At 61.5% G+C, this 15,978-nt stretch carries 13 protein-coding genes; 7 read left to right on the plus strand and 6 right to left on the minus strand.

Annotated elements, in window-relative coordinates:
- Positions 1–465 precede the first annotated feature (465 nt).
- Positions 466–3,408, plus strand: coding sequence for an adenosylcobalamin-dependent ribonucleoside-diphosphate reductase (locus tag AC0CMF_RS04050; protein ID WP_374628268.1), 2,943 nt, complete (start codon positions 466–468; stop codon positions 3,406–3,408).
- Here AC0CMF_RS04050 and AC0CMF_RS04055 read toward each other — a convergent pair.
- Positions 3,354–4,946 (minus strand): EAL domain-containing protein, encoded by a 1,593-nt coding sequence (locus AC0CMF_RS04055; protein ID WP_374628269.1) that lies wholly within the window; start codon positions 4,944–4,946, stop codon positions 3,354–3,356. The genes AC0CMF_RS04050 and AC0CMF_RS04055 overlap by 55 nt on opposite strands.
- Positions 4,947–5,070: 124 nt before the next feature.
- On the opposite strand from AC0CMF_RS04055, the gene AC0CMF_RS04060 reads away from it, so the two are divergent.
- The 4 genes from AC0CMF_RS04060 (at position 5,071) to AC0CMF_RS04075 (ending at position 7,814) form a co-directional block, all read left to right on the plus strand.
- Positions 5,071–5,967, plus strand: a complete 897-nt coding sequence (locus AC0CMF_RS04060) for a sugar kinase (protein ID WP_122520045.1) — start codon at positions 5,071–5,073, stop codon at positions 5,965–5,967.
- A gap of 44 nt (positions 5,968–6,011) precedes the next feature.
- Positions 6,012–6,602, plus strand: coding sequence for a GIY-YIG nuclease family protein (locus tag AC0CMF_RS04065; protein WP_374628270.1), 591 nt, complete (start codon positions 6,012–6,014; stop codon positions 6,600–6,602).
- 767 nt (positions 6,603–7,369) lie between these two features.
- Positions 7,370–7,675 carry a hypothetical protein gene (locus AC0CMF_RS04070; RefSeq protein WP_374628271.1) on the plus strand — a complete coding sequence of 102 codons (306 nt, stop codon included), beginning with the start codon at positions 7,370–7,372 and terminating at the stop codon, positions 7,673–7,675.
- Positions 7,668–7,814: a hypothetical protein gene (locus AC0CMF_RS04075; RefSeq protein WP_162936354.1), complete on the plus strand. Its 147-nt coding sequence runs from the start codon at positions 7,668–7,670 to the stop codon at positions 7,812–7,814. Before AC0CMF_RS04070 ends, AC0CMF_RS04075 begins: the two co-directional genes overlap by 8 nt.
- 296 nt (positions 7,815–8,110) lie before the next feature.
- On the opposite strand, the gene gloA is transcribed toward AC0CMF_RS04075, so the two are convergent.
- Positions 8,111–8,530, minus strand: coding sequence for a lactoylglutathione lyase (gene gloA, locus AC0CMF_RS04080; RefSeq protein WP_374628272.1), 420 nt, complete (start codon positions 8,528–8,530; stop codon positions 8,111–8,113).
- Between the two features lie 133 nt (positions 8,531–8,663).
- Positions 8,664–9,080, minus strand: coding sequence for a 4-oxalocrotonate tautomerase (locus AC0CMF_RS04085; protein ID WP_374628273.1), 417 nt, complete (start codon positions 9,078–9,080; stop codon positions 8,664–8,666).
- 137 nt (positions 9,081–9,217) lie between these two features.
- Here AC0CMF_RS04085 and AC0CMF_RS04090 point away from each other — a divergent pair, with 137 nt between their 5' ends.
- Entirely contained in the window at positions 9,218–9,790 is a 573-nt protein-coding gene (locus AC0CMF_RS04090; RefSeq protein WP_374628274.1) for a TetR/AcrR family transcriptional regulator, read from the plus strand.
- Between the two features lie 295 nt (positions 9,791–10,085).
- On the opposite strand, the gene guaA is transcribed toward AC0CMF_RS04090, so the two are convergent.
- A complete protein-coding gene (gene guaA / locus AC0CMF_RS04095) occupies positions 10,086–11,657 on the minus strand; it encodes a glutamine-hydrolyzing GMP synthase (RefSeq protein WP_058899908.1) in 1,572 nt (523 codons plus the stop codon).
- Positions 11,658–11,781: 124 nt separating this feature from the next.
- Positions 11,782–12,309: a MarR family winged helix-turn-helix transcriptional regulator gene (locus AC0CMF_RS04100; RefSeq protein WP_058899909.1), complete on the minus strand. Its 528-nt coding sequence runs from the start codon at positions 12,307–12,309 to the stop codon at positions 11,782–11,784.
- 473 nt (positions 12,310–12,782) lie between these two features.
- Between AC0CMF_RS04100 and AC0CMF_RS04105 the strand changes: the two genes are divergently transcribed.
- Positions 12,783–14,600, plus strand: coding sequence for a tetratricopeptide repeat protein (locus tag AC0CMF_RS04105; RefSeq protein ID WP_374628275.1), 1,818 nt, complete (start codon positions 12,783–12,785; stop codon positions 14,598–14,600).
- A gap of 85 nt (positions 14,601–14,685) precedes the next feature.
- Here the strand turns inward: AC0CMF_RS04105 and AC0CMF_RS04110 are convergent, their stop codons facing one another.
- A complete protein-coding gene (locus AC0CMF_RS04110; protein ID WP_058899911.1) occupies positions 14,686–15,957 on the minus strand; it encodes a TRAP transporter large permease in 1,272 nt (423 codons plus the stop codon).
- Positions 15,958–15,978 lie beyond the last annotated feature (21 nt).

The raw sequence follows: 15,978 nt of genomic DNA on the forward strand, positions 1-15,978 counted from the left end.
CCGGCCACTCCTGACACTTGAAGCCATATGGTTCTCTCCTGACCAGGCTTCATTAAACTGCTTCGCTTTTGCCCTGACCAGTGTCGCGGCGTCAAGGCCAAGACAGGTGGAGGCGCAAAACACCCCGAACAGACATTTGGCGAATGCACAATTTATAGGCGCGTTATCCTCTGCCTGCTCCAGCACCGCAGTCCCGCAAGCGTATCGGGTTAGACATCCCGGCGGATATTCAAAACATGATTAATTCGAGACAGATTACGCACAATCAATATCTTGCGCGAATGGGTGTCACTCTCAGATAAAAACTTCAACTTCACTTCTTCTCATGATTGAAGCGAAAGATGTGCCACCCACTTTCGAATGATTAATATTTTGTTAAAATTCAAGCCGTAGCCGCGCTTGTTCAGTGAGCGAACCGGCGGCTTCCAGACTTGCACCTCATTCAAATGCGTTTGCGGGGGCCAAATGCGTATCAACCGACTTTTCACCAAAGCCGGAGCGCCGGCATATTGCGATATTCGTTTCCGCCAGCACCAGAGCGAAGTTCGCACACAAGGCGGCAAGGTTCTGTCGCGGCAGGCAGTATCGGAAGTGCCGGAGCGCTTTTCCCAGGTTGCCGCGGATGTGCTGTGCCAGAAGTATTTCCGCAAGACGGGCGTTGCCGCCCGTCTGAAGAAAGTGCCGGAGGACGGTGTCCCGGTCTGGCTGCAGCGATCGGTTCCCGACCAGGAAGCGCTCAAGTCTCTTCCCGAAGAGGCCCGCTTCGGGCCGGAAACCTCGGCTCGGCAGGTCTTTGACAGGCTTGCCGGCACCTGGACCTACTGGGGCTGGAAAACCGGCACCTTTGACAGCGAAGACGATGCCCGCGCCTTCTTCGACGAGATGCGCGTCATGATGGCGCTTCAGGCCGCCGCTCCGAACTCGCCGCAATGGTTCAACACCGGCCTCTTCTGGGCCTATGGCATCGAAGGCGCCGCACAGGGCCACTGGCACGGCGATCCCGTCTCCGGCGAAGTCGTCCCCTCCCGCACGGCTTATGAGCATCCTCAGGTGCACGGCAGCGTCATCCTCTCGGTGGAGGATGATCTGGTCAATGAGAACGGCATCATGGACCTGTGGGTCCGGGAGGCACGGCTCTTCAAATATGGCTCCGGAACCGGTTCCAATTTTTCACGCCTGCGCGGCGCCGGAGAGCCGCTGGACCACGGCGGCCGCTCAGCCGGGCTCCTCTCCTTTCTCAAGGTCGGAGATGTGGCTGCCGGATCGCTGAGACTTGGCAGCACGACCCGTGCCGCGGCCAAGATGGTCGTCGTGGATGCCGACCATCCGGATATCGAAGCCTTCATCGACTGGAAGGTCGCCGAGGAAGAAAAGGTCGCCGCGCTCGTCTCCGGCTCCCAGCTGGCCAGACAGTGCCTCAACCGGATCATTGCGCTGGTCAGGGCCATCAGCGGCCATCACACCACGGGCGAGCGGTTCAAGACGGAGCTCGACGCAGCCATTCAGGAGGCGCGCGCCGCCCAGATCCCCGACAGTTTCATCGACCGGATCTTACGCAGCGCCTCGCAGGGCCACGAGCTGCCCGAGCTGAAAACCTACGACATCAACTGGGATTCGGAAGCCTACCGCACCGTCTCCGGCCAGAATGCGAACAACTCGGTCCGGCTTCCGGACAGTTTCCTGCAGGCCCTGGAGACAGGCGGCGAGTGGCACCTGTCTGCGCGCCGGACCACGGCGGCACAGGCCGGACCGGGCCGCAGCATCAGGGCCGAAGCGCTCTGGCAGCGGATTGCCCGCGCGGCCTGGACTTCGGCCGATCCCGGACTGCAGTTCGATACCACCATCAACGGCTGGCACACATGCCCGGCTTCGGGCCGCATCAATGGCTCGAACTCCTGTTCCGAATTCATGTTCGTGGACGACACGGCCTGTGTGCTCGCTTCCCTCAACCTCATGGCATTCGTGCAGGAGGATGGTGAGATCTGTCTTGAGCGGTTCCGCCATGCGGTGCGACTGTGGACGGTCAGCCTCGATATCTCCACCGCCATGGCGCAATATCCTTCGCGTGCCGTGGCGCATAACACGCTGCGGCACCGGCCGCTGGGCCTCGGCTTTGCCAATCTGGGCGGGCTCATCATGTCGCTTGGACTGCCCTATGACAGTTCCGCCGCGCGCAGCCTTGCAGCCGCACTCACCGCCGTTCTGACGGGCACCGCCTATGAGACATCGGCGGAACTTGCCAGAGATCTGGGGCCTTTCCCTGCCTTGGCCGAAAACCGGCAGTCCATGGAGCGGGTGCTGCAAAACCATGCGGCCTGCGCCAAAGGCCAGAGCGATCCGGCGCAATATGATGGATTGTGCCGGCCGCCCTACTCTGCCGGCTTTGACATGTGCCCGAGCCCGGACCTTGCCGCGGCTGCGGCCACGGCCTTTGACCGGGCGCTTGAGCTTGGCCGGCGCTTCGGCTGGCGCAATGCACAGGTCTCGCTGCTGGCCCCGACCGGAACAACCGGGCTGGTGATGGACTGCAGCACGACGGGCATCGAACCGGATTTTGCCCTCGTCAAGTTCAAGACGCTGGCGGGCGGCGGCTTCTTCAAGATCATCAATGCCATGGTGCCGCTGGCCTTGCGCAGCCTCGGCTATGGCGAGGATGCGATCACCCGTATCGTGCAGCATATCGTCGGACATGGGTCGCTCAAGGATGCGCCGGGTGTCAATCTGGACAGCCTGCGCCAGCGGGGGCTGACCGAAGCCTGTCTGACACGGATCGAGGCTGCTGTGCAGGGCGCAAGCCATATCCGCGATGCTGTGAGCCAATGGATCACCGGTCCGGAGGAACTGACCGGCTGCCTCGGGATCACGGCAGCAGAAATGGAGCAGCCGGGATTCGACCTGCTGAACTGGCTGGGCTACCTGCCGGAGGAGATCGAAGCGGCCAATGCCCATGCCTGCGGCGCGCTGACCATCGAGAGGGCGGCGGATCTGGCCCCGCAGCATCTGCCGGTGTTTGACTGCGCGACGCCTTGCGGCCCCAGGGGCGTGCGCGCCCTCAGCCTGGAAGGCCACCTGACGATGATGGCTGCGGTGCAGCCCTTCCTCTCCGGTGCCATCTCCAAGACGGTCAACATGCCGCGCAATGCCTCTGTCGCCGATTGTTCCGCTGCGTTTCTCAAGGCGTGGGAACTGGGCCTCAAGGCCATTGCGATCTACCGGGATGGCTCCAAGCTGTCGCAGCCCCTGTCGGCGGGCAGCCTGGACCAGCTTCCGGCCGTCAACACAGGCGGCAGCAAGGCGGACCGGGCGGACCGGGCGGAAATGCCCCAGGAGCCCACAGCCCAGTCCCCACAGGATCAGGCCGCTTCTGCCGATTCCCCGGTTTCATCGCGCTCGCCCGTCAATGCCTGAGCGAGCTCGATATAGAGTTTGCCGGGCAGCGGCGGCGCAAAGAGATAGCCTTGTGCCGCCGTCACGCCCAGTTCCCGCAGGCGCTCCACCTGCTCGACCTTCTCAACGCCTTCGGCGATGATGCCCATGCCGAGATTGTCGGCGAGTTCCACCATCGAATCCACAATCGTGGTGGAGCTGTCATCCGTGCCGATGGCATCAATGAACATCTTGTCGATCTTGATGATGTCGATGCCCAGCTTCTGCAGATAGGCCATGCCGCCATGGCCGGTGCCCACGTCATCAAGCGCCACACGCACGCCAAGGGCCTGGATCTCCGCGATCAGCTTGCGGGCCAGCTCCAGATCCTCCAGCGGCATGCGCTCGGTCACTTCCACCACAAGCTGCTGATAGGCGATGGCGGAATTGCCGTAGATTTCCTTGATATCGTCGATGATCCGCCGGTCATTGAAGTGGCCCGCAAACAGGTTGACCGACAGCTTCAGATCCGGGTTTTCCGCATAGAGCGGCCCAACCTCACGGACGGTCTCACGCATCATGATGCGGGTCATTTCAAAGATATGCCCTGTGCTTTCGGCGTAAGGCATGAACTGCGCCGGCGGGATCAGGGTGCCGTCGCGGTTGCGCCAGCGCATCAGCACCTCGCAGCCGCGCAGGGTTCCGGTTTCGATATCCATGACCGGCTGATAATAGGGAATGAACTCCTTGCGCCGGATGGCGGCGGCAAATTCGTCATCCGCATCCTTGTCGGGCCGCCAGGAGAACCAGACGCCGATCGCAATGAAGATGATGGCCAGTCCTGCGCAGACCACGGCCACCATCATCTTCAGCCCGGCGACCAGACTGATGGCGGCAGAGCGCGGCACCGCGATGACGGATTTAAGCGGATAGCGGTCCGAGCGCACCTCGACCGTCAGAATCTCGTCGCTTTCCAGAAGCTCGGAGCTGAAGCCGCCGGTGGAGAACCAGGGCACATCATTGCCGAGGCGCAGTTCGGCACGCCGGAAGGCGCGCAGATACTCCGGCCCCGGATCGATCGACACCGCAGCCGGCGATATTTCGGCAAAGAGACGGGTCGAGTTCATCAGGTCCCAGCTGACGATGGCAACATGGGTGCCCAGAAACTGGACGCCCATGACGCCGATGCCCACCAGCGGCGCATCCGGCTTGGCGGCCGGCAGGATCGCCTCGCCGTTGATCTGACCGTCGGGAACAACACACATGCGCACGCCGTTGCGGTCGACAAGGCCGATGCGCTGCAGAAAGCCAAGCTGGCCGACGGCGGCCAGAAGCATCTGCCTGTCCTCGCGCGAGCAACTGGTGGCAGAGCTGCGCTCAAGGCGCTGCAGCGTGGTCACCGCATCATTGATCGCGAACTCGCCGCGCATCACATAGCGCCTGGCCATCGCCTCCAGTTCGGTGCGGGCGTTGGTAATGGCATAATTGTCGAGGACGAAATTGGCTGCGACAAGGGGCGCCAGCGCCAGCATCAAGGCGACGCAGACAGCCCTGATAAAGATCATGTAGCGTCGTGTCATTGCGCGGCCTGATTCCCGAGGGGTTGCTAACCACCATGGTACAGGCCAGTAAAAAAGAACTGAACACTCCATATGCGGCCGAATGTGCCGGCCGCAGCGGATTTACTGCCGGGAGGCGGATACTATGAAGGCACTTTTCATCGGGCAGGCCTATATCGACATCACGTTCCTGGCCGATCAGATCCCCACCGGCGACGAAAAAGCCATCGCGCAGGACTATGCCGTGAGCTTCGGCGGCAATGCGGTCACGGCCGCCTTCTGCTGCGCGAAACTTGGGACCGCTCCCGATCTTCTGTGTTCACTTGCCGATGACTGGCTCGCCCGCATGTTCCTCGACATGGCCGCGCGCTACGGCATCTCCGTGCATGGGCGCAAGGTGCGCGAATCGTCCCTCTCCTTCATCATGCCGCATGACGGCAAGCGCGCCATCGTGCGCTGCCGCGACAATGACTTCCTGCATCCCTTCCCGCCGCTGAACCTCAATGGCTGCAAGGCGCTGCATCTGGACGGGCACATGCCCGATGCCGCGCTTCATTATGCAAAGACCTGCCGCGAGGCCGGCATTCTCACCTCGCTCGATGGCGGTGCCGTGCGGCAGAACACCGATGAGCTCTTGCATTTCATCGACGTGCCCATCGTTTCGGAGCGGTTTTGCGAGCAGCTGAAGCTCGACATTCCCGGCACCCTCGCCTATCTGCGCGCCCATGGCTGCCCCGTGGGCGGCGTCACCGCCGGGCACCGTGGGCTCTACTGGTATGAGGGCGATGGCCCGGTGCAGCACATGCCGTCCCTCGCCGTGCCGAAGGAAAAGGTCGTCGACACCAACGGGGCCGGCGACACATTCCACGGCGCTTATGTGGCTTCCTATCTGCAGAACGCGGAAGGGAGCTGGGAAGACCACTTCCGCTTCGCCCGTGCCGCCTCGGCCCACGCCATCCAGCACCTTGGCAACGAGGCCAGCATGCCCACCCGCGAAGAAGTCCTCGCCGCCATGGCCACCTGGCCGGAGCGGGAAGAGTAAGACAGTCCGTGAACGAACCATGTGCCAACCAGCCGAGATCCCCGATGACGACCAAATCTGATCAGATCCGCGCATTAGGTGCGGAGGGAGTCAAACCCGCAGAGATAGCCAAGCGTTTAGGCATTCGATATCAACACGCCTATAACGTATTATCTGCCAATGGCTCTTTAAAAGAACAAAGAAATAAAGAGTCTACTGAAAAAATAAAAAAATCAACGCATGAAAATCAAAAGAAAATCCTCTCGATATTGAAACTTAAAGAAGGAGGGTTTACCCGGGTAGCTCATTGGGTACTGCGCGAGGACAGTATATCAATCGAGGGTGAAGTACCAACACAATCAGGCGTTTACGCCTTCGTTAAGAACGACATCGCCTTATACGTGGGGGTAGCGACGATGGGTCTAGCAAAACGGCTCTATTTTTATAGCAAACCGGGTATATCTCAACGTACCAGCCTGCGCCTCAACAATGCTATTAAGTCTGAACTGAAAAATATGGCAGAGATCGAAATCTATATCGCTACACCTCCTGACTTGGAGTGGAACGGTCTGCCCGTTCACGCTAGCGCGGGCTTGGAGCTTGGCTTGATCAAGAATTTCGAACTCGAATGGAACATGCGCGGCACAGGGCGGTAGCCCTTTGACAGCAGCTGCCAGCTTCGAACAATCTACTAGCAGGACAAAATTTCCATAAAGCATTTAAGGTCACAATCTTACATTTCCATCTAACAATAAAACTTGCTTTTTTCATTATTTTGGACCATATTGTTTTTGCTGATTTGATTGATATGGCTTTGCTATGCAAAAGCCTCGCTGTGTTTTCTCAAATTCCGGTGACTGGACGCGCCTTGTGACGCATTCCGAGAACCGGCTTCAGGACCGGAACATTTTTCTGCGCTGACCACGGATGTACTGGCAGACAGACTGCGTTCCGGCCTGGAATGGCACTCGCCAATCCGGCATCCGGGCCGTCCGGAAGCCTCGTCTTTCAGATAGACACTCTGCTCTGTGACCCGCGCCACTGCCGGACTGCGTCTTACGATGTGCACATATGCCTGCGTTCATTTGGTGCATGGTGGCGGCACAGGACTGACGCCTGTCACCGGGGAACGGCGCAGCTGAAAGCTTCTTCGGTTGCGGGGCAGCGCCGCGCGGCAAGCATGCCGTCAAGGCTCGATGCCTCAGCGCCTGATCCAGCTTCCGGCCAGATCCCGGAAAGCCTGACTGACCGGCACGTGTTCAAGCCCGTGAAGGACTCAAGCCCGCCAATGCTCTGCGGCGCAGAAACGGGCCCGCAAGACGCGCAGGCGCTGACCTGAAGATTAAGGCAATCCCTGCCGCCGGACTTTTTGGAACTGTCCCTGCTGCCGTTCCGGATCACCTGACAAAGGACCCAACGACCCATGACCTCCACTGCCCGTCCCCGCCGTCCTGCGCCGCGCCCCGTCAGCAATGACGCGCCGGCCTATCTCTACAAGGTCGGGCAGGATGTCCGGCTGAACGGTGGCTCCATGGAGCGGCTGCATGCCGCTGGCGTCTATCGCATCACCGGCCGTTTGCCCATCGAGGGCGACACCCCGAAATACCGCATCCGCAGCGAGGACGAACGTCACGAGCGGGTCGCATCACAGGACACGCTCGTTCCGGCAGGCCCGGCCTCCGGCAGCGCAGACAGCTCTCTTCTCGAAAGGACATTCCGTCATGGCTAAGGGTCAGAAGCGCAGCACGCGCGAAATCAGAAAGCCGAAGCAGGACAAGACCGCCGCAAAGGCAGCCCCCGTCCCCTTCGCCAACAGCAACAAACCCGGCACCAGCCCCTTCCCGAAACTGGGCACCGGCAAGAGCTGATAACATCTCTCAATGAGCTTGGCTCATTGAGTGGTGGTCAGGCCCGTACGGCGTCTGAGCAATTTCAAGGCGTCATGCGTCAGCACCGGAAGGCTTGGTAAGAGAGTGATTGGGCGGGGCTGGATCAGCCGCCGCCCGCTCCTCCGGCTTTTGGCTTTACTGCACCAGGTTCAGGCAGATCAAGCGCCGACATCAGCACACCCTGCCCCCGGCGGTACAGCGTCTGCGAGGCAGCCTGATGCTGCCTCTTCAACACACTGATGCGAAACAGCGGTCATCGGTAACCACACCCATCTTTACCGCCGTCTCTCCTCACCGCTCTGAACTAGCTCGATGCGGTAGCCATCAGGATCTTCGACGAACGCGATGATTTCTGATTCTTCCCGATCGGGTGAGGCGTGGGCCATGGGGCCGGCCGGGCGCACGACTCTGACGCCGGCCGCCGCCAAGCGGCTGCACTGATCAAATACGTCGTCCACCTCGAAGGCTAAGTGACCGAAGGAATCTCCGTGGCTATACAATGAGGTGTCCCAATTGTAAGTCAGCTCGATCACACAACGATGATCGATGTCATCGTAACCAACAAAGGCCAATGTAAATCTCCCATCGGGATATTCCTCTCGGCGCAGCAGTTTCATTCCGAGAATATTGACATAGAAATCTAGCGATCTGCCCAGATCTCCGACTCGAATCATACAATGTGCAATCCGCATCATTGCTGCGTTCCTTTTCCGCAGACGGACAATACTGGCTCTTCCCTTCGGCTTGACAGCAGTCCCTCACCAATTTGAATTCTGAGCATCCCGGCCGCCGAAGCGGATGCTCTGACGGCCAGGTTGTCTCAATTTGTCAGCCGGCGGCCACGGCCTGCCCAAGCTCGGCGTTGGTCATGGTCTTCCCACCGAGATTCCACGTGCCGTCGACGGCGTGGACGCCGTTCGACCAGATGCGGTCCTTGGCGAGAGACCCGCCGGACAGATCGTGGAGAATCTGTGTGGCCTCACCGAAGAAGGCTGTCTGAATGTCATAGTCGGCCAGCGCGAACGAAGGCGTCTTCGTTTCGATCCATGCGCCTTCTATCGGCAGGCCAGCCGCAAAGGTGTGTCCCTTCGGCAGGATATTGAGATGCGCCGTCACATTCGGCGTCATCACCTTGTTCCCTCCCAGGCCGTGATGCCTGAGAAACGATTCCGTGATTTTCGAGATGGCCAGCGCGGTCTTGTCGGCCGGAATGACGCCCTCGGTGAGGGTAAGGCTGATAGGCATGATTGCTCCTTGCGTGCAGGTCGGCTGAGGCGTTGCCTCTTGCTGCGGCTCGTTATATAACGACCGTGATCCATAGTTAGAATAACGATCGTTATGTCGTCAAGCGTAAAATCACGATCGTTATGAAGGGAGTCGATATGCGTTATCAGGCCGACCATCGAGAAGAAGCGAGGGCAAGACTATTAGACGCCGCCGGGCGCGGATTCCGCCGGCAAGGCTATGGGGGGATCGGTGTCGACGGCCTGGCAAAGGAAGCGGGCGTCACTTCCGGAGCGTTCTACGGTCATTTCAAATCGAAGGACGCAGCCTTCGAAGCCGCTGCCCTCGAAGGATTGAACGACCTTCGCGAGGCGATTGCCCAATTGCAGTCCGAACAGAGGGAACGCTGGGCCGAGGCATTCATCGATTTCTATCTCAGTGACCGTCTCCATTGCCTGCTCGACAAGAGTTGCGGCTTACAAAGCCTGACGCCCGACGTGATGCGCTCCAGCGATGGCACCAAAGCTGCGTATGGCGCGGCGCTGGAAAGGGTCGCCCAGCAATTGGCTGACAAACTGGAGGGAGACACTGAAGACGCACGAAGGCAAAAGGCTTGGTCGTTGATGGCGCTCCTCTCCGGAGGCGTGACAATCGCACGCAGCATCGGATCTGCAGAGGCCAAAGAAGCCGTTGCGTCTCAACTCAAAAAAGCGGCCCGGGCATTGCTGTAGACCGGCCTCTTGATTTCCTTGGCCTTCGTTTTTGGGAAAGCGCCGGCAAGGGGCGTGACTTTCCGGAAATATATGCGTTTTTCAGATGCTTATATAAAGACACCGTCAAAGCCCCTCGGCCTTGACGGTGTTCCGGATCATTGTGGTGATCAATATGGCGTGGCCTGTCACACGGGCCGTCGATGCCGATCTCATCCCGCCGATAGGTATCGATAGATATCTAGGAATTTCTTCTTTTACTCAGCGAATTATAGCATGCCGGGCGTACTTCCGGATACGCCCGGCCATGCGAAAATCATTCCCACTCGATCGTGCCGGGGGGCTTGGAGGTGATGTCGTAGGTGACGCGGTTGATGCCTTCGACCTCGTTGATGATGCGGGTCGCGGTTTCGCCGAGGAATTCGTGGGTGAAGGGGTAGTAATCCGCCGTCATCCCGTCCACGGAGGTCACCGCGCGCAGGGCGCAGGCGTAGTCGTAGGTGCGGCCATCGCCCATGACGCCGACGGTGCGCACCGGCAGGATGGCGACGAAGGCCTGCCAGATTTCGTCATAGAGACCGTGCTTGCGGATCTGGTCGATATAGACCGCATCCGCCTTGCGCAGGATCTCCAGCTTGGCGCGGGTGATCTCGCCCGGGCAGCGGATGGCAAGACCGGGTCCTGGGAACGGATGGCGGCCGATGAACTTCGCCGGCAGGCCCAGTTCGCGGCCGAGGGCGCGCACTTCGTCCTTGAACAGTTCGCGCAGCGGCTCGACGAGCTTCAGGCCCATCTTTTCCGGCAGGCCGCCGACATTGTGGTGGCTCTTGATCGTCACCGACGGGCCGCCGGAGAAGCTGACGCTTTCGATCACATCCGGATAGAGCGTGCCCTGTGCCAGGAACTCGGCGCCATCGATGCTGTTGGCGTGTTTCTGGAACACGTCGATGAACAGCTTGCCGATGGTCTTGCGCTTCACTTCCGGGTCGGTCACGCCTTCCAGCGCGCCGAGGAACAGCTCCTGCTCATCCGCATGGATCAGCGGGATGTTGTAATTGTCGCGGAACATGGTGACGACTTCTTCGGCCTCGCCCTGCCGCAGCAGGCCGTGGTCGACGAAGACGCAGGTGAGCTGGTCGCCAATCGCTTCATGGATCAGAACGGCTGCCACCGAGCTGTCGACACCGCCGGACAGGCCGCAGATGACCTTCTTGTCACCCACCTGCGCACGGATCTTGGCAACGGCTTCGGCGCGATAGGCGCCCATGGTCCAGTCGCCCTTGAAGCCGGCAAGGCGCACGAAATTCTCGTAAAGCGTCCGGCCATTCGGCGTGTGGTGCACTTCCGGATGGAACTGCACCGCATAGAAATGCCGCTCCGGATCGGCCGTGATCGCAAAAGGCGCGTTTGGCGACGTGCCATAGACCTTGAAGCCCGGCGCGATGCGGCTGACGTGGTCGCCGTGGCTCATCCACACCTGCTCGCGCCCTTCGGCAAACCAGCCGGCGATGAAGGCATCGCTCTGATCGGACGGGGTCACATAGGCGCGGCCGAATTCTGCCGTGCCGCCGCCGCCGGAAATCTTGCCGCCATCCACCTGGCCGCCCAGATCCTGCATCATCACCTGCTGGCCGTAGCAGATGCCAAGGACCGGCACGCCGAGGGTGTAGACCGACTTCGGCGGGCGGGGCGAGCCCTCGCGGGTGACCGAATCCGGTCCGCCGGAGAAGATCACCGCCTTCGGCTTGAAGGCCGCCAGAAAGTCATCCGTGACGTTCTGATAGGGGTGGATTTCGCAATAGACATTCAGCTCGCGCAGACGCCGGGCGATGAGCTGCGTCACCTGGGAGCCGAAGTCGATGATGAGAAGACGGTCGTGCTGGGTCATGAGCAGCTTCTAGCGGGTCAGAGGGTGGATTTGAACCGGAATCTTGCGCCTTGCAAAGCTTTTGTGAAGGGCAGCGCCCTGCCCTGTCCCGGCCCTTGAAACAGCAGCCGCAAGCGGCGCGGCGTCAGGCGTTTTCCTTGGTCTGCAGAGAGCCCAGAAGGCTGGCGAGGCGGATGCGGTCCGGCGTGCCGAGGCCTTTCATGATCTCCGCTTCCAGCGGCACCAGACGGGCATTGATCTCATCGGCAAGATCGCGCCCGGCTTTGGTGGGCTTCAGCACCACGAGGCGGCGGTCCTGCCGGTTTTCGCTCTTCTTCAGGAACTTGCGGTCAGTGAGGCGCATGGCAGCGCGGCTGATGGCCACCGCATCGAGCCCGGTCTTGGCACCAAGATCGCGCACCGAGCCTTCGCCCGCCTCGATCAGTGCCGCCAGAACGAGCCATTCGGCCAGGGCCAGGCTGTGCTGGCTCTGCAGCGCCTTGACGAGGCGGCGTTCCACCAGCCGGGCAGCCGAAATGATCTTCAGCGGCAGAAAATTGTCGAGCCCGGTCTCCGGCACCGTGTCGAAAAGGCTGACCTGACCGGCCGCCTGCGCAGAGGCCGGCCTGGCTGCGGGTTTGGCTTTGGGCTCTTTGCCGCCTGACTGTTTCATGTTCCGTGCCCTTCCGGCGCAGGCCGCCGGTCCTTGTGAAGATCCGTGTGGCGGCCGGTGATGCAGCCACAGAAGGCCCCGAAGGCAGTTCTACGGCTTGCAGGCCGCCCGCTTAAAACAATTTCAGTTCATCTGAAAAGGCTTTGCCGCATGGCCCGCCGTGCTCCTCCACAGAATTCGCGCAAGCTGCATTTCACGCGCGCAGCAGCGGTCTTCTTCATGCCGGACAGGGAAAAGCCGCGCCATGACAAGCAGGCAGGCGCTCAAGGGATCACAAATGCGGGTGGACAGGCACGCCTTGGCCCCGTTCCGCCTTTTGACCGCCTCAGAGTGAGTGCTTAGACTGAAGGCAGCTCATGCTTTTTGATTCGATGCGGAACGCATGGGGGTCAGGGGGCAGGAACAGGAATGGCAAGCAAACAGGAGCCAGACGGTGGCAGCACCGGTCAAGGCTCCGGAAATGGTCGTCTGACATGACGGATGCGGAGGACACCCGGCTGAAGGAAGGAACAGCCACCGGCAGTGATACCGGTGGACGGGAACCTGTGCCTGCAAACACGTCCTCCGCCGGCTCGCAAGGGGACGCGGCAGGCCTTGGCCCGATCAGCGCCAGCAGCATCGAGAGCGCCCACCGGCTGGCGCGCCGCCTGCTGCGCGAAGGCCAGTTCGAGGAAGCGGCCACGCACCTGCGCAAGATCGTCTTTGCCGAACCTGCCAACACGCGGGCGCGCGCCAGCCTTGGCAACTGCCAGCTGATGACCGGCGACCTCGTCAATGCCGAAGCCTCCTTCCGTACCGTGCTGGAGACCGACCCCAAGGACCAGAACGCGCTTTATGGCCTCGCCACGCTGCTTCTGCGCTGCGACGCCTATGACGAAGCGGCCATTCACGCGGCGAAGCTGGTCGAAGTGCTGCCGGACAGTGCGGCCGCGCTGTCATTGCTGGCCGAAACCGGCTCCCAGGATGCGCGCCCCGGCGCCGCCATCGCCAATTACCGCCATGCCCTGCGGTTTGATCCGGATTACCAGCCGGCTCTCCTTGGCCTTGCCAATCTTCTGTTGAAGCGCCACCGCTTTGATGAAGCGCGGGAACTGGCCGAGCGTGCCGCCCAGGGCGGCGCGGGGCCGGTGGAAGCGCTTGTGGTGCTGGGTGACGTGATGGCTGCCCAGGGGGAGCTGGTCGGCGCCCGCCGCGCCTTTGAAGCTGCCCTTGGCCGCGATGCGCAGCATCATGCCGCGCGCGTGAAGCTCAGCTCGCTGGCCCGCCGCGCCGGTGACATCAAGATGGCCCTGCGGCAGGCGGATGATGCCTGGACCGAGGCTCCCGACTTCCGCGAGGCGGGCAATGCCGTGGGTGCGGCCCTTGCCGCGCTGGGCGAGCGGCAGGCGGCCCGTGAGGTGCTGACCAGCGTCGCCAATGGAAGGCAGGCACCCGACTGGGTGCGCCACGTCATCGAAACCCACCGCAAGGTGGACATGCCCTCCGTCGACTGGGTGGCCAGCGAGGAAGCGCTTCACGCAGCCAAGGCCAGCAAGACGGCGGCCATGGCCGCGCTGACGGCTGCCGCCGAAGCCGACAAGGCCGCCGCCATGGCCCGCGCTGCAGCAACGAAGGCGCTGGCAAAAGGGGCTGTCATGGCCGCCAGCGCAGAGCCGGACGAAGATCCTTTGCCGGCTGATGAAAATGATGAGCCGGCAAATGAATCTCCGGCAGAGACAGTCCTGACCGGAGAAGCAGAGAGTGCTTCGGGCTCAGTCCATGGCGAAAACGGACCTGAGGAAAGTCCCGCAGAGCCCACGGCTGCCAGTGAAGCTGTCAGTGAAGCTGCCAGTGAAACGGTAGCGGAAGCCTCAGCGGAGACCGGCAGCGGCGGGCCGGAGGGTCTGGATTCAGGTCCTGCAGCGGAAGAGGAGGCTGAGCTGCCCTTCCCTGCCGCAAATGCCGGGTTTGAAGCGGAACCAGAGCTTGAGCTTGAGCTCTTGCCTGTGTCCCCGCCGGGGACAGAGGCCGGGACGGACTCCACGGCTGACGATGAGGACCGGCTTGAGGCAAGTGCGGATCCTTCCGGCAGCGAGGCGCCCGTGCTTTCAGAAGATGAAAGGCAAGCGGCTGATGTTGCGGGGGAAGAGACTGCTGACGGCAGCGCAGGCGCACCGGATGCGGCTGAGCCGCTTGTCCCCTCAGATGAAGTCCCGGAGAGCGAACTGGTCTATGAGCCGGAGCCGGATGACAGCTGGACAGGCGAGGATGATCTGAACGACCTCAACCGTCTCGACGGCAGCAAGACCTGACGTTTGAGCACAGTGCCATCCTGAAATGCCAAAGGCCGCCTGAGGGACATTCCCCGCAGGCGGCCCTTGTTTTCATTCGGGCGGTTCAGATCAGCGCCAGCGAGAAGGCCGGCACGAAGGTGACCAGCAGCAGCGCCACCAGAAGCGTGGCGAGGAAGATCCAGCCGTCGCGCAGGAACTCGACCAGTTTGGCGCCCGTCAGGTTGCACACCATCAGCAGCACCGTTCCGACAGGCGGCGTCAGTGTGCCGATGGAGAGGTTGAGGATCATGACGATGCCGAAATGCACCGGATCAATGCCGAGCTGCATGACCACGGGCTTGAGCAGCGGCACGAGAATGATCATCAGCGCCGTGCCCTCGATGAACATGCCCAGCACCAGCAGCAGCACGTTGACGGCAATGAGGAAGACCCAGGGGTCGGTCGTCAGGCTGGTGATGATCTCCGCCATGGCAACACCGGCCCGCTCCACCGAGAAGATCCAGGCAAGGGCCGACGAGGTCATGATGACCAGCAGGATCGAGGCGGTCTGCCGGCCGGTTTCGGCAAAGGCGCGGCCCACATCCGAAAGCTTCATTTCCCGGTAGATCAGGAAACCGATGGCGAGGGTGAAGACCGTCGCAACGGCACCGGCTTCCGTCGGCGTGAAGATCGACAGGCGGATGCCGCCGACGATGACCAGCACGAGGAAGATGGCGGGCCATGCACCGATGAGCGTGGTCCTGGTCTCGGCGGCTGACGGCCAGCTTTCACGCGAAGGCTTCAGCCCCTTGCGGCGGGCGTTGATCCACACGGCCGTGATCAGCAGGGCGGCGCAAAGCAGGCCAGGAATGATGCCGGCGGTGAACATGGCGCCGATGGAGACATCGGCCACCAGCGCATAGATGATCAGCGCGATGCCGGGCGGAATGATCGGGGTGATCAGCGAGCCGCAGGCGGTGATGGCCGCGGCCGCACCGGCGCTGTAGCCCTGGCGGCGCATTTCCGGCACCAGAATGCGGCACATCATGGCAGCATCTGCAAGGTTCGAGGCCGAGATCCCGCCCATCAGGGTGGAGAGCATGACGTTGGTGTGGCCAAGGCCGCCGGTGAGCCGCCCGACCATCAGATCCGCCAGCTTCATCAGGCGCCCGGCAATGCCGGTGGTGCCCAGAAGCGTGCCCAGCAGCACGAAAAAGGGAATGGCCAGCAGCGAGGGGTTCTGCGTCGGTGCAATGATCCGCTGCACGGAGATCTGCAGGGGCACCGAGGAGAAGAAGACGAAATAGGCGACCACAGCCGCGAACATGGCGAGATAGATGCGCATGTTCAGGGCAAAGAGCGCGAACATGAGAGCAATGATGATGAACCAGGTCATGGACGTCTTTCTGAACGCGAA

It is taken from the genome of Pannonibacter sp. CBAS1226 (assembly GCF_055685825.1).

What these genes read in the sequence shown, in the direction of transcription:
- guaA (WP_058899908.1), bottom strand. Translation starts at nt 11,657, where the DNA reads ATGACCCAGCACGACCGTCTTCTCATCATCGACTTCGGCTCCCAGGTG.
- gloA (WP_374628272.1), bottom strand. Translation starts at nt 8,530, where the DNA reads ATGATGCGGATTGCACATTGTATGATTCGAGTCGGAGATCTGGGCAGA.
- AC0CMF_RS04060 (WP_122520045.1), top strand. Translation starts at nt 5,071, where the DNA reads ATGAAGGCACTTTTCATCGGGCAGGCCTATATCGACATCACGTTCCTG.
- AC0CMF_RS04100 (WP_058899909.1), bottom strand. Translation starts at nt 12,309, where the DNA reads ATGAAACAGTCAGGCGGCAAAGAGCCCAAAGCCAAACCCGCAGCCAGG.
- AC0CMF_RS04075 (WP_162936354.1), top strand. Translation starts at nt 7,668, where the DNA reads ATGGCTAAGGGTCAGAAGCGCAGCACGCGCGAAATCAGAAAGCCGAAG.
- AC0CMF_RS04070 (WP_374628271.1), top strand. Translation starts at nt 7,370, where the DNA reads ATGACCTCCACTGCCCGTCCCCGCCGTCCTGCGCCGCGCCCCGTCAGC.
- AC0CMF_RS04055 (WP_374628269.1), bottom strand. Translation starts at nt 4,946, where the DNA reads ATGACACGACGCTACATGATCTTTATCAGGGCTGTCTGCGTCGCCTTG.
- AC0CMF_RS04065 (WP_374628270.1), top strand. Translation starts at nt 6,012, where the DNA reads ATGACGACCAAATCTGATCAGATCCGCGCATTAGGTGCGGAGGGAGTC.
- AC0CMF_RS04050 (WP_374628268.1), top strand. Translation starts at nt 466, where the DNA reads ATGCGTATCAACCGACTTTTCACCAAAGCCGGAGCGCCGGCATATTGC.
- AC0CMF_RS04105 (WP_374628275.1), top strand. Translation starts at nt 12,783, where the DNA reads ATGACGGATGCGGAGGACACCCGGCTGAAGGAAGGAACAGCCACCGGC.
- AC0CMF_RS04085 (WP_374628273.1), bottom strand. Translation starts at nt 9,080, where the DNA reads ATGCCTATCAGCCTTACCCTCACCGAGGGCGTCATTCCGGCCGACAAG.
- AC0CMF_RS04090 (WP_374628274.1), top strand. Translation starts at nt 9,218, where the DNA reads ATGCGTTATCAGGCCGACCATCGAGAAGAAGCGAGGGCAAGACTATTA.
- AC0CMF_RS04110 (WP_058899911.1), bottom strand. Translation starts at nt 15,957, where the DNA reads ATGACCTGGTTCATCATCATTGCTCTCATGTTCGCGCTCTTTGCCCTG.